8 protein-coding genes are annotated in these 15,002 nt (G+C 53.6%); 6 read left to right on the plus strand and 2 right to left on the minus strand.

All coding sequences use genetic code 11. From position 1 onward, the window contains the following. Window positions 1-30: 30 nt before the first annotated feature. Window positions 31-6,264 carry an RHS repeat domain-containing protein gene (locus SH421x_RS02590; RefSeq protein ID WP_488853758.1) on the plus strand — a complete coding sequence of 2,078 codons (6,234 nt, stop codon included), beginning with the start codon at window positions 31-33 and terminating at the stop codon, window positions 6,262-6,264. Window positions 6,265-6,350: 86 nt separating this feature from the next. After that, window positions 6,351-6,494 (plus strand): hypothetical protein, encoded by a 144-nt coding sequence (locus SH421x_RS02595; protein ID WP_488853759.1) that lies wholly within the window; start codon window positions 6,351-6,353, stop codon window positions 6,492-6,494. Between the two features lie 47 nt (window positions 6,495-6,541). On the opposite strand, the gene SH421x_RS02600 is transcribed toward SH421x_RS02595, so the two are convergent. Continuing rightward, complete coding sequence (locus tag SH421x_RS02600; protein WP_488853760.1) at window positions 6,542-8,617, minus strand: hypothetical protein; 2,076 nt, start codon at window positions 8,615-8,617, stop codon at window positions 6,542-6,544. Window positions 8,618-8,861: 244 nt separating this feature from the next. Then, window positions 8,862-9,218, minus strand: a complete 357-nt coding sequence (locus tag SH421x_RS02605; protein ID WP_488853761.1) for a hypothetical protein — start codon at window positions 9,216-9,218, stop codon at window positions 8,862-8,864. 521 nt (window positions 9,219-9,739) lie between these two features. Here SH421x_RS02605 and SH421x_RS02610 point away from each other — a divergent pair. From SH421x_RS02610 to SH421x_RS02625, 4 genes are all read left to right on the plus strand, one after another. After that, window positions 9,740-10,255: a hypothetical protein gene (locus tag SH421x_RS02610; RefSeq protein WP_488853762.1), complete on the plus strand. Its 516-nt coding sequence runs from the start codon at window positions 9,740-9,742 to the stop codon at window positions 10,253-10,255. A 309-nt stretch (window positions 10,256-10,564) separates the two neighbouring features. After that, window positions 10,565-12,586: an RHS repeat domain-containing protein gene (locus SH421x_RS02615; RefSeq protein ID WP_488853763.1), complete on the plus strand. Its 2,022-nt coding sequence runs from the start codon at window positions 10,565-10,567 to the stop codon at window positions 12,584-12,586. Between the two features lie 77 nt (window positions 12,587-12,663). Beyond that, window positions 12,664-13,734 (plus strand): leucine-rich repeat domain-containing protein, encoded by a 1,071-nt coding sequence (locus SH421x_RS02620; protein WP_488853764.1) that lies wholly within the window; start codon window positions 12,664-12,666, stop codon window positions 13,732-13,734. 228 nt (window positions 13,735-13,962) lie between these two features. Beyond that, a complete protein-coding gene (locus tag SH421x_RS02625) occupies window positions 13,963-14,526 on the plus strand; it encodes a hypothetical protein (RefSeq protein ID WP_488853765.1) in 564 nt (187 codons plus the stop codon). Window positions 14,527-15,002: the final 476 nt, after the last annotated feature.

Raw genomic sequence — 15,002 nt, forward strand, 5'->3', positions numbered from 1 at the left:
CAAACCAACCATACAAGAAAGCGATCTATCATGTCTCAATGGGAAACCATCCACAGCTTTGTCACCAACGGCGGCCATCAAACCGAAGACCTGTCGCAATACTTTCAACAAACCGGCGTCGCCGATCCGCTGCGACATAACGTCTCTTGGCGGTTGATCGAGACTGGCTACCAATTGCAGTACTGGTCCGGCTCGGTCTCTGCCGAAGGCGAACTCTTGCAAGGAGGCGCGCCTGGCAACTTCACCTTCCAATCCCACTACAGCTACAACGGCTACATGGAATTGCAGGTCGAGTACGAGCCGTACTATTGCGACGCCGAAGGCCCAACCCCCGACTGCCGTCCCGGCTGCGATTGCAATCCGTGCGACGAGTGCTGCGAAACTTGCTCCGAAGGAATCAGCGCCGTTAGCGACCACCCAGTCCGTTACCAAAACGGTGAGCTCCAGCTCAAAGTCACCGACATCGCCGCTCGCGGATTTGGCGAAAACTGGGGCCATACCCGCCAATACAACAATCGCCTCCGCGGTAACTCTGATCACGGCGAAGTCGGCGGCTCTGGCCCCTGGACCTCGGCCGACGGTTACCAGGCCAACGGCCACAACTGGATGACTTGGCAATGGGCCTATATGGTCGAAGGGATGCTGGGCGACTCCTGCGCCGTCGTGTGGGACAACAACCACGTCCTGTGGTTTGACGCGGTCGGCGGCGGCTATGTCGCCCGCTATGGATCAAAGCACAAGCTGATCAAGCAAAGCGGCATCTACCAGGTAACCGATCCCGAGGGACGCATCTGGGAGTTCTATGACTTTGAACAATGGGCACACCCCGCCGGCAAGCTCAAACGCTTCGTTCCTCGCAGCGGCGAAGTGGTCGAAGTGGTCTCCTACGAAGGGAGCCAAGTGACCGAGGTGCAGCGCGGCACGTCGACGGTCGAATCGTTCGTCTATGAATACTTGGAAGAAGGAGTCAACGCCGGCATGCTGCAGACGGTGACCCTCCGCCGTCGCGAAGGCGCCGATCCCTGGAACGAAATCATCCGCGCTACCTACACCTATCACGACGGCATGGACCTGTTCGGTTCACCCGGCGACCTCCGCACCGCGACGACGCAACTGCCCAACGGCTTGGGTGGTTGGACCGATCAAGGGACGCACTACTACCGCTACTACAAGCTGGGCGAGTCCTCCGGCTTCGTGCATGGCCTAAAATACGTCTTGCAGCCCGAAAGCTATCGCCGCCTGGCCGCCGATCCCGAAATCTCCGATCCGCTGACCGCCACCAACGCCGAAGTCGCAGCCTACGCCGACTACTACTTCGAGTATGACGGCCAGCAACGCGTCACGCTCGAAAAAGTGGACGGGGGCGAGCGAACCTTCGAGTTCAGCTTCGAGCACAGCGGAAACGCCGTCGGCTACAACCACTGGCAAACCAAGACGACCGAGGTCCGTCCCGACAACAGCCGCAACGTCGTCTACACCAACCACCTCGGCCAGGTGCTGCTCAAAGAATTTAGCTACGAACTCAACACCTGGGTCGAAGTGCAGCAGTTCAACGAAGATGGTCAGTTGATCCTGCATGCTCAACCGTCGGCCATCGCCAACTACAACGACAGCGCCGCCGATCTTGACGTCACGCTAAAGACGGCGGAAGGGGTTGTTCATCTGTACGAGTACTACACGTCCGACTCCGCGACCGCCGCGGCCGGCTATCGCTCGGCCGAAAAAATCCGCCAAGGCGCCAGCGGCCAGGTCGCGACGCTCCGCAAGTTCGAGTACGGCTCGCACACCCTCAACGCTGGCCTAGCCAACGAATACGTCGTTCGCCCGCAGACCAAGATCATCACCTATCGCAACGAGGACGAAACCGGCGCGATCGAAACGTCGTTCGCCTACGTCTATCACACCGGCTCTGCCCAAGTGCAGCAGCGAACCACCACCCTGCCGGCCGTTCCGACTTCACAAAACGGCTCGGGCACAGCCGCTACGCAGATCGAGCGGTTCGACGTCAACGGCAATCTCATCTGGCAACAAGGCCCCCGCGGCTTCATTCGTCATCAGCAGTTCGACGCCGTGACCAGCGCCGTCACACGGCGGATTGAAGATGTCGACGACACCGAGTTGGCTCTTCCCGCAGGCTGGAACACGCCAGCCAACGGCGGCTTGCACATCGTGACCGACTACACGAACGACGATCGCGGGCGTATGGTGCAAATGCTCGGCCCCGAGCACGAAATCGACATCGCGGGTGTCGCCACCACCATCCGCACCGCCGCCTGGACGGTCTACCAAGACGCAACTCGCGAAGTCTGGACCGCCCAAGGCTACGCCACCGGCGCCAGCTTCGACACGTTCACGCTGATCAACCCGGTTTCGATCTCGAAGTTCGACCAGGAGGGGAAAGCGACCGAGCAAATCCAAGCGACGCGGGCCACCGCCAGCGGCAAGCTCTCCGCCAGCGACAGCTTCCCACAGTCAACCTATGTCCGCTGGACGACCAACCACTACGAAGGAGACGGCAAGCTCACGGCGCGACGCGTCTATCACACGATCCCCGCCAGCGGCGAAGGAGCAGCCGGGACAAACTACGACGAAACCACCTTCGGCTACGATGGCATGGAGCGCCAAAACCGGACGCGCACGCCTGGTGGCACGATCACCCGCACCGTCTACGATGTCCGTGGTCAGGCAGTGAAACTATTTGTCGGTACCGACGATACCGACGCCACCGACAGCGATCCGACCGGCGGATCGTCCCTCGACAACAACATGGTTGTGATCAGCGAACAGAAATATGACGCCGGCCTGGCCGGAGGAGACGGCCTGCTCACTCAGTCGACGCAGCATGTCGATGGCAGCACGACTCGCGTCACCGAGTTCGGTTACGATTGGCGGAACCGCCAGACGATCATCGACGGGGAAATCGACTTCTACCAGAAGACGACCTACAACAATCTCAACCAAGCCGTCAAAGTCGAACGCTACGACACGACCAGCTCCGGGAACCTGATCGCGCGCAGCGAAACGAAGTACGACGACCGAGGTCAGGTCTACCAGACGATTCAACACGGCGTCGATCCGACCACGGGGACCGTCGGCAACGCGCTAACCAGCAACAGTTGGTACGACGCCGCCGGCAATGTGATTAAGTCGTTCCCTGCCGGCTCGCAGCTCTTCACCAAATCGATCTACGACGGTCTGGGACGCCGGGTGAAAGAATTCCAAGGCTACGACCTCAATGAGTCGACCTACGCCGAAGCGACAAACGTGAGCGGCGACACTATTTTGAACCAGTCAGAAACTGCATATGACACCGCTTTTAATCTTATCCAAGTGACGGTGCGCCAGCGGTACCACGATGCCGTGGCATCGCAAACGGGTGAATTGTACGATCCGACAACAACACCAAAGGCCCGGGTATCCTATTTCGCGTCCTACCCTGATCCCCTAGGGCGAGAACAGGCCGATGTTGACTTCGGCACGAATGGCGGATCGAATTTGGCGCGTCCAGCTACGATTCCCACTCGATCCGAGGTCAGACTGATCACCTCACTCAGCTACGACGACGCCGGAAATCTGGAAACGGTAACGGATCCCGAGGCGAGAGTTTCGAAAACTGAATATAACGCAGCGGGTCGACCGACAACGGTTGTCGAAAACTATGTAGCTTCGTACAACGAGACTTCGGATGAGATAAACGTTACCGTCCGGACCACTTACAACGCAGATGGCAATGTCGCATCGATCACCGCCGAGAACAGTACGACTGGCGATCAGGTGACCGAGTATGTCTACGGCGCGACCCTCAGCGATTCGGACATTGCCAGCAGCCTCTTGAAAAGGAGGGAAATCTATCCCGATTCAGTGGATACCTCTGACGCGATCTTTTTCACCTACAACCGACAACAGCAGCCGACGAGCGTGACCGACCAAAATGGAACGGTTCACGTCTACGACTACGACCAACTCGGCCGAGTGACTCAGGATCGGGTCACGACTCTGGGCACTGGCGTCGATGGCTCCATTCGGCGAATCGCCACCACCTATGAAGTGCACGGCATGCGCCATTCGCTCACTTCCTACGACAATTCAACTGTCAGCAGCGGAAACGTGGTGAACGAAGTCGAGTTCGCCTACAACGATATCGGGCAACTGATAAGAGATTATCAAGCTCATGACGGTGCTGTGAATGCCGCGACCACGCCTAAAGTGCAATACGGATATTCCGATGGTTTAGCTAACACGACGCGTCTGACGAGCATGACCTATCCTAACGGACGCGTTCTGACGTACGACTATGGTATCACTGGGGGAATTGACGACTCCGTAGGACGTGTGGCGTCAATTGTCGACAATGACGGCATTACGCGTCTAGTAGAATATTCATATTTGGGCAAGGGACGCTCGGCACAATCAATCAATTCGCCGCTTGGAAAAGGCTTTGTGGTTGCCGACTTGACTCAGCCGGAAATGCGATGGACGCTAGCCGATTCCTCGAACGCGAATGATCCCGACACCGGCGATATCTATTCAGGACTAGACGGCTTTGGCCGCGTCAAGGACAGCCGCTGGTACGACTACGGCGATTCCGTCGATGCCGATCGTATTGAGTATGGGTATAACCGTGTTGGAATGCGCACATGGCGGAGGAACGTCGTAGCCGCTTCACTCAACGAACCGTTTGACGAAGTGTTCCAGTACGACGGCGTTTACCGCCTAAAAAACATGACGCGCGGAGTACTGAACAGCGGCCATGACGCGCTGTCCAATCAGTGTTTCGCCCAAGTTTGGTCGCTGGACCAATGCGGAAACTGGAAAGCGTATCTTTCGGATACAGACGGAGATGGCGTTTGGGACCTAAACCAATCTCGTACGGCAAATAGCGTCAATGAAATCGCCGACATTTCCGAAACTACTGGCACATCCTGGGCAACTCCCTCCTACAATCGCGCGGGCAACATGACGGCGATCCCGCAGCCAAGTGATCTCGCGAGTACATATGCCGCGACATACGACGCCTGGAATCGCTTGGCGACGCTTTCGGTTGGCTCCAGCCTGATCGCCGAATACCAATACGATGCTTTCAATCGAAGGATCATCACGAAATCGTTTTCAACCGGGATCCTTGCTGAGACTCGGCACTCATATTTCAGCATTCCCTCAAAATGGCAGGTCTTGGAAAAGCGTATCGATGCGTTAAGCAGTCCCGAACGACAATACGTGTGGGGCCTGCGATACGTTGATGACCTCGTATTGCGCGACCGTGATGCAACGGGAGACGGCACACTTAGTGAACGTCAATACGCCCTTCAGGACGCCAATTGGTGCGTGACGGCGTTGGCAAATGCAAGTGGAACAATTCAAGAACGATTCGTCTACCTGCCATACGGAGAAAGCAAAGGCCTTTCCTCCAACTTCACAATCTATTCTGGCGGTGACTTCGACTGGACCATTCGATTCGCCGGACAAGATTTTGATCCGAATTCTGGACTACAGATTGGTCGAAATCGGTACTTGCACATGCAACTTGGTGCATGGATATCGAGAGATCAGCAGCACTACAGTGACGGCACCAACGTCTATTCTGGATTCGCCGGAGTAAACAACGTAGACGCTACGGGCTGGTACAGAGTTGCAACCGAGGACTCAAAGTGCAGCGACGTACAAAAAGAGGCGATTGACTTTTTCATGTCGTTCATAGGAGAGCGGATTAAAGGGCAAGAAAACCGATGTTTTCAGAAAACCCCCAAACCCTCTGAAGACCGAAAGTGCCAGAAGTGCAGAGACGAACTTACCCAGTGTTATAAGGACACGATGAAATCAAATATCACGATAAAGTGTGGCACACCGCAAGCAGGGCACAATGCCGCGACGAACGGACCATGCACATGGTCGAAAGCGAATGGCTCTAGCTTTACGAAGTATAAACTGGGTGACAAGTCAAAAATTCCCGGCGATGCCAGCTGTAACGCCTGCAGCGCGGAACTGCTAGAGCAGAGCTACATCACACTTAAACCTAGTGACGTTCCCAAGCCTCCGCTGGGCGCCACCGATACCGTAGCTTGGATCAGGGATGCCCAAAAATTTCTCGCTACGCTAGTCCATGAATTGGGGCACAATTGCACGAAAAATCACGACGAACCAGAAAAGTCCAACTTTCGGCCAGATCCTGCGACGATCGGCATGAATTTCGTTGCTCATTGCGGAGGAGGCCAGGCAGTTTACGACGCTATTCGTCAAAAGATTCGAGAAGCCCAGATGAAATAGGATGTGTACATCACGCCCAAAAGGTCGCACTTCCTAAATAGGACATTGACGAAAAAAGAGCCATGGCGCGAAAGAAGCGAAGCGTCATGGCGACTTTTCTTTATTGGAGCGTCCCGCAGGAGTTCACCTCGCATCTGGTTGACAACGTCAAACCTCATAAGCAGCCGTACGCTATAGCGAATGGAAAAAAATCTATCTACACGCGGTTGGGACGCCAAACGCGTCGCTAAAGAGCTTTGCCGCTACTGAAATCGACGCCAGTTCGAGGAAATCGACCTTAGCGAATCGTCTCTTCCGATACGCAACGATTTGGAGCGTCAGCATCGCCATTGTTCATAGCGTTCCGTACCACCAAATTCATCGCAATCAAGCCAAACAGAATTGCCAGCAGACATTCGCCCGTCCCTATAACTCCGCCAATCTCTTCACCGAAGAGTTGGACCAGATCGCCGGAAGCTTCCCACTTTGGCCAGGCGGGAAAGCGGCTAACGAAGTACCATGCGTACAGAAGAAACAGCGAGCTAAGCGTATACTCTGGCATGTTGCCCGCCGAAAAAACGCCAATTGTCAACCAAAGATACGTGCAAGAAACGGCGACAAGCGCAATCGCCGCCCGTTGATACGCCTCATTTGACAGGAAACCAAGCGGCAGCGCAATCCCAACCATCACCAGGAAGATTGCGCGAACTATCAAACACGTCCCCTCCCCAGACCAGAAAAAGATGAGAACTGCGATCGGCAAAAATACTGCGGTGCAACAAAACGACATTGCGGCGAGCTTTGCGATTTGGCGTCGATCCACACGCGAACAAGCGTCCCCACTTTCCTGGGAACGGTTCCCAAGGGCCCGCTCTCTGAATAGAAATACAAATACGCCGCTGGATGCAGACAGAGCAAGGTAAAAGAGTATCGTGCCGGAAGAGACGAACCTCGAGAAGTACAATGCATACTTCGGCTCGTCGTCCATCAATGGGGTATCCGAACCTACGCCTCGCTCCAAATGCAACCATCGAAAGACGCAACCAAGGGAAAATGTTACAGGGCTTCCTTCAAGGTGGTAAAAGTCATCGAACAAAAAAATATCCAGAAACGGCAAGACAATTGCAACAGAGAGTGCCGCCAAAAGTCCATACCGAATATCTTGCCTGACGACGTGAACTGCGATCAAGCTTACTAACGCCATGGCTCCGTATAAGTAGATGCACACAAGGATGGGAATACTCGTAAGATTGACGACAACTCCCATTACTCCGGAAGCCGCGACCACCGAAAGCATTAACATCTTTAAGCTAAACTGGACTCTACTGGCTGCCGAAGGTGGACTCTCTTCGTAGATTCTCTCGAGCAGATCTGACCCCTCTCGATCAATCATGACGACGTTTCGTCGATACGCGAATGCAATTGTTGCCATGACCGCGCCAACCCCTAACGCCGTGACCAACTGACCAAGCTCAAAGCTTTCTCCTGCGGCGACGCTATTGGATAAACTGACGTCCGCCATAGTCATCGCCGTTTCGGAAAAGTGAAGATGCTGAGCGAAATGCAGCAGCACAAAATCGCTCAGAAACGCTGGCGTCTGCGAGTAGTTTCCAAGAAATATGGAATTAAACGCATAGAGAGCTGCAGCGGAAACAAACGTGAGACAAATGTACGCTATTTCCCTTCGCTTCATACAAGCCGCAACGAGCCCTGTTAACAGCGCAACAACTAGCGACATCCGCCAAAAAAGTAAAAGACGGTAGCCGGAAACGCTCATGCTTATGACAAGAATGATTAAGAAGAGTGACGCTTCCGCCGCGACGACCTTCGGCAACCAAGCGGAACAATCTGTGCTTGACGCCACCAAACTCGAAGCGCCCACTAAGTTCTCGCAGGCGCCGTCAAGCCAGCGACGCTTACGCAACAGCGACAAAAATGCGGACAGGGCCCCCAACAAAACGGAAAAAATGCCTGCCGCTACGAGATACAAGAATTCGCGATCTTCCGCCGGCTGCAACAGAGACGCAATCAGACCATCATCCACGCGCGGATTCGCGTAAAAGGAAGTTGAGCCCCCTCCCGTACGTTCAACCAACAATTCAAATAGCCACGTCGTGGGAAAAACGCCTCCCAAATTGGGCTGCGTGAACATGAAAACCGCTGCGGCGGAGTGAAGGGTACACACCACCAAGAAGACAGAAACCACACTGCGAAGCCTGCTCTCGGAACTCGTCAACAATGCAGCAGCAACCAGCGTAAAAACCATAAGGAAAGCTTGGCAAATCTGGCATGTAAAAACCACAGGCCAAAGCACCAGGGACACCACCGCACCGACGTACGACAACGCCACGAAGAACACGAACCCCTTCACCATGCCATGACCTCCTCACCTCGTCTTTATCGATCGCAAACTTCGCTCGATTGTATCTGGCACATCGTTTTGCGGACAGCTAATTCGGGGCGGCATGCCTGATGGTTGCATATTCTGAAAACGTCACATGCCGAGGTATGTGCAGACGCAGTCCGCGCCCAACCAAGCACACGACGGCGCCGTGAACACGTCCACCACACCCAAAGTGTGAGAAAAGGTGTCATGTGAGAATGGCACGAGCTTAACTCTAAGCCGCTGTTGCGTAACGATTTCGGGGCGTTTGCATTAGTTTATACGCTTTTGGTCTTCGCTTGATTTCTCGCGGTTCGTTGCGGTCGGGCCGGGCGCCGACTTCCAGTTGGCGGATCGTTTGCAGAACGTTTTCCCACTGGAACTCTTGTTGCTTCGTGTTCCAGCGGAGCGCGGCGGCGAACTCTTCGATCGCTTGCAGCGCGCCGGTAAAGCTGAGTCGCCAAGGAGGAAGCCGAAATTTCAGCGCCGTTGCCAGCATCGCGGCCCGCACCAGATTGTAGCCGATCATGTGGCAGTGGAGTTCCTTCTGAACCATCGCCGGACTTTTGCAGCGGAGGTGATCCATTTGCATTTGCGTTTTCAAGCTTCGGATATGCAACTCCGCTTGCCATAGGATCGGCTGACAGCGTCTGCATCACGAACATCCACACAACGACGATCGGCAAATAGATCCGCTGTCGAAACGAGAAGCCGATCTCTTGACAGATCACGGCGACAACGCCGCTGGGCAGCAGCAACTCGCTGACGAAGATCGAAACGTTACGGAACTTGCTTTGTACTTCCTGCGGCGAAGCGTTAAACTGATCGGACACGGCGGGGCCTCCTGAAGCGGCGATTGTTACACCACCAATTCAGCGAAGCTCCGCCGTCTTTTCAAATTAGCTCGCTAAGTTGCAAAGCCCACGACATGCTATCGCAAGATCTTGCGATAGCAACTTTCGCCCGTTGCCGCATGCTGGGGCGGAGGCTTTAAGCTCGTGCCATTCAGTCCTGACACCTTTTCTTTCTCATCCGGCTACTTCAAGGAAACACTTACTTCGTCATCCTGCGCGGGACAGCTTCTGGCTTAAGCATATCTGGACAGGAAACTACATGAATACCTCATTAATACAAGAGTCGTCTGTGTTTCGCAATCCAATCGCTTTCGTAGGACTGCTTATTGGCATTGCTGTCTTTTTAGCTGCATTCCTTTTAGACAGGTTTTCACTTGTCACAATCGGATGGTTCGAACAAGCACCGGCGCTATCGTACCTGTGCTTGGCGGCGTTAATTGCTGGTTGCGTCTGGACTTCATGCATAGTGATGTCACTCCAAAAACCAGTGCTTGTCATGAAGCAGGGATCTGTAACACTTACTCACATCGCAATGCCGTCTCGAAATGTCACGATCGACTATAAAAATATTGAAAAGGTTTCCACGTGGTCATACCCCGATACTGTCCCTGCGTATTTGATATTTGACATTAAGGACCCTAGCGACTTGCAGCGAGACTCCGCTGTCTGGACCAAAGTGGTGGACAATCATTATTACTTTGAGTGCTCTAACCTGACCCTCAGTCCAAACAAAATGGCGCTAGATCTTAACCGTCGAATTGAAGAATCCGAGTGAACGGACAAGGTGGCGTGCTCACGAAATTCTGGCCCACATGCAATGAGAGCCTAAAGGCCGATTTCGGCCGAGGAGACTCCGATGACAAAGAGGCCTGGGCGCCGCCTATAGGAAGCCCCCGGTCAAGGCCTTGCGTGGCAATGAATGAGGTCGACCAAAACCGTATGCACCGACGACCATGAAAGGATTCTTCGGTGCCGCTTTAAAGCAGTCGCAATCCTCAGACCGCCTGCATCCCTTGCAGGTGGTCTTTTTCGTGACGCAGCCCAAACTGTCAAAGACGTCCAGTTCACGTACAATAACTTCGGAATGCTGACGAAGGACTATCAGTCGCACGACGGCGTCGTCAGCACATCCACGACTCCCAAGGTGCAGTACGGGTACGCCGATGGCTCGGCGAATACGGTTCGACCTATCAGCCTGACGTATCCCAACGGACGCGTGATCATGTACGACTATGGAACCGCCAGCGAAATTGACGACGTCGCCAGTCGGATAGCGTCGATCATCGACGATGACGGCGTCACGCACCTGGTCGACTACGCGTATCTGGGAATGGGCGGATCCGCGCAGTCCGTAGACGCTCCCTTCGGGCAAGGCTTCGTCGTCGCCGACTACATGCAGCCTGAGACAAAATGGACATTGGCCGATTTGTCTGGCGCCAATGACGCCGACAACGGCGACATCTATTCGGGCCTTGATCGCTTCGGGCGGGTGAAGGACAACCGCTGGTACGATTACGGCAGCTCGGCCGATACCGATCGAATCAAATACGGTTACGATCGGGCCTCGAATCGCATTTGGCGGCAAAATGTCGTGGCCAACGCACTCAATGAACCGTTCGACGAACTCTATAGCTACGACGGCGTCCATCGCCTCAAAGACATGTCGCGCGGGACGCTTAATGGGAACAAGGATGCGGTCACCAGCGACTCCTTCGCCCAGTGCTGGTCGCTCGACGACACCGGCAATTGGAAGAAATTCTTGGAAGATTACAACGGCGATGGAGCATGGGATCTGGATCAAGCCCGCATGGCGAATCTGGTTAACGAGATTTCGGACATTTCGGAAACCGCCGGAGCATCGTGGGCGACGCCGGCCTACAACCGCGCCGGCAACATGACGACGATCCCGCAACCGAATGACTTGACGAGTTCGTATGCGGCGACCTACGACGCCTGGAACCGGTTGGTGAAACTGGTTGACGGGGCGAACACCGTTGCGGAATACGTTTATGACGCGGCGAAGAGGCGCGCAGTCGTCAAGTCGTACGCCTCCGGCAGCCTTGATGAAACCCGACACGTCTACTTCACCAATCCAGCCAAGTGGCAAGCGATTGAAGAGCGAGTCGATTCATCGAGCACCCCGCAATTGCAATATGTCTGGGGGCTGCGGTATGTCGACGACCTCGTCCTGCGAGACCGCGATACGGATGGAAATGGATCGCTGGAGGAACGGCTTTACGCGATGCAGGACGCTAATTGGAACGTGACGGCGTTGACCAACGAGTCAGGAAGTATTTGGGAGCGCTTCGCTTATCAGCCGTATGGAAAGAGCCTTGAGTTAGATTCCGCCTTTGTCACTAATTCAGCGACAAATCTTACATGGAGGGTTCGATTCACTGGGCGCGAATTAGACGTGACGACTGGGCTCCAGATAAGTCGAATGCGATATCTTCACTACGAAATTGGCAATTGGATTCGCCGTGATCCAATTGGCTACCTGGGGCAAAGTGTTAACTTGTTTCAATTTGTCAATAGTGCTCCGATCGATTTCGTTGACCCATCAGGCTTAGCAGATATAACCGGGCAATGCTCTATTGGCATATTCGCTGGTCACTACGGCAAAGAAGCTGCACAATTCATAGAAGATCAAATGAAACCCACAGATATCGTAAACGGCGGGGGCAACTATATCGGTGCAGTTACGTGCTTCAATGGAGACTATCAGGGGACAATCCCCGACCATCAAAAAATTCCCGGATTTCCCGACATGGGAAAATGCCTCTTGGCCGCCGAAGACGCAGTCGCGGCTATGAAAACAGCAATAGAAGCTGCCAAGAGCCTTGCACACATACTTTGCAGAAACCGAAAAAAGTTTCAAGACACGGGAAGTGACGCGAGTTACCAGTGTGGAAACAAATTCCAGCGGTGCGATAGCGTTCGTGTATTCGTGAAATGCGATGCCGTCATGCAAAAACTTATGGGAGAAGGAATTGGCCCTCTTGGCACCAAAGTCTTCAATCCGGGAAAAAAGTCTAAATACAAGTGCGACTTGGACGAAACATTTGTTTGCATGGGAGATGGATCGGCGAAGGTGCTGGGCGAATGAATATGAGAATTCTCTGCTGTTTTACCGCTTGGCGACGCACTCAACGCATCCAATTTCGATACTCGAGGCAGCAATCCATGCGACTCCGCTATTCCCTTCGTGCGATCATCGCGACCATTACGCTCACTTGCATTGTTTTGGCGTGGTTTGTCCATGAAAGAAGCTGGTACTACCAAGACCGACGCACAGGCTATCGGTTGTCTCGTCACTACATTATCCACCTGGGAAATCGCGGCGTTAATTTGACGTCCTACTCACCAGACGAAGCGGAGCAATTGCTCCTACCTGACGGTGACCGAGAGTTAACGGAATTTCCAACCAGCGCCAAGTTGCGAAACGGTGAACTATTCGTTCCACTGGACAGAGTTGGCGTTTCTTTCGAGTCAAGTTTTGACGACGAAGGCTGGCAGATGTTGCGACACCTTCGGCACGTCCGATCGTTGAGGCTGGTTGAACTGGGCATCCAAGCACATGGACCAACATTCGCAAGGTTCCCTGAACTTGAGGAACTAGAGATAGCTGATACGCCGCTGTCGGACGAGCGGATGCAAGAGATATTTGCATTGCCCCATCTGAAAGTCCTTGGCCTATCCAACGTGGGCGAGCGCCCCCTTCATCGCCTGAGCGAATCTAAGGGACTTGCTAGTCTCAAGGAACTCCGCCTGAATTCGATGTCCATTCCAGCCGAGGATTTACGAAAGCTTTTTCAGCGTACTGAGTTAACTTCACTTGATATACGCACGTGCGACCTCCCTTCGGCTTCGCTGCAAGATATAGCTCGACTGGAAAACCTACGCTTTCTATCGTTGAGCGAATGCGTTGTACGAGACGAGAGCATGAAGCAGATCTCAAAACTTTCACATTTGGAGACGTTATGTCTTGATGGCACCTCCGCGACCAACGACACCTTACGACATGTCGCTCGCTTAAGAAACCTTAAAGGCCTAGCGTTGTGCAACGCCCCCATTGATGACGAAGGAATCAACTATATCAAAGGATTGAAACTTGAGTGGCTGAATCTTCACGGAACCAAAGTTACGGAAAAATCAATTGACTCCCTCGAAGAAATGCCGTCGCTGAATTGGACGACAGTCCTGTTGCCGGAAGAGCTTATGAAGCACCCGCGAATCATCTCTCTTCGCAAGTAGAACGTCCGGCGTGGCAAGACGAGACAGAACGGCAGGGTGTCAAAGGCAAAGGGGTCAGGGGCGAATGGCACTGTCAAACGTAAGTCGCTTCAGGTGCATCCTTTAGCGATTTCGGCCCGGAGGACGTTTCGTGGCTTTTGCATTAGTGGGAGAAAAGGTGCCATTCATCTCTGAGTTCGGTACTCCTTTTCAAATTTCTCAGCGTCCGGGCATGCAGAAGGATAAACCATGTATAAAAGATACGGCAGGCCAGAAACCTCCTGCAAACGCAATACCATAATCTCGATTCTTTTGGCATTGGTAACTGTGCCTTTCTTTCCGTATTTGCTACTAGCCGATAAGGAAGCAGCTTTAAAACCCGAGGATTCGGTCAGGCGAGCTCTTTCTCATCCAGCAGACGTAGAGGTTATTTGCCCTGGCCAGCCTGACATCGTTGCGACGGGTTACTTGTTTTACGGCAAGCAAAAAGGAGAACTAGAGTTGCTTATCGTGATTGAAAAGTCGCCCGGCGTTATTTACTACAGTGGGATCACAATAAAGAATAGGAGGCCGGGTATTCAGCAGCCGACAAGCATAAGCGAGGGTGGATCGATTTTTCGCGCGATGCTCATAGATCTTCCTGTTGGCGATGCCCATTGCAAGAAAATACTGGAAACGCTCGATGCACATTCGGAGACGCCTTATTTGGTGTTGCCTCCCACAGTCGCGAGCAATTTAGGCGATGGTTATCCCAGGACTGGTCAAGAAAGTGCTTCAGTTGTGGTGACGCTGGAAAATCCGATTATCAAATAAATCAACGGCGGAGCCACTGAAGAAAATGGTCGCAGAAAAGGTGTCATTCAGTCCTGGCACCTTTTCTTTCCCCAGCTAAACTAAACCATGATAAAATCAATAACCTGCGGAATAGCGGCATCCGCCGCTTACGCACTTGGATGCTACCTTCTACAAGAGCCGCTATCTCTGGTCCAGATCGGATTGAACTCGCTGATCTTTACGTTCGCCGTGCTGATCTGGAGCTACTTTGTCAATAAGAATCAGGCAAGGGATAGCTTCAATGAACCCTAGCGACGCGTCCCTCGCCCACCAAAAATAATCGCTCCCACTCAGGCTAAAAGCTGGCCAGAACGGAGCCTGCTTGCTGGAGGTATTGCTGAGGATGTGATTCATGGTGCAATCGCCTTGGGGAACAGGGCGTAAACACTCCAAAGTAGGGGCAAGCGAATGCAGTTTACGATCTTTGAGATGTTAATATTCGTGCTATTGGCTGC

It is taken from the genome of Blastopirellula sp. SH421 (genome assembly GCF_057808535.1).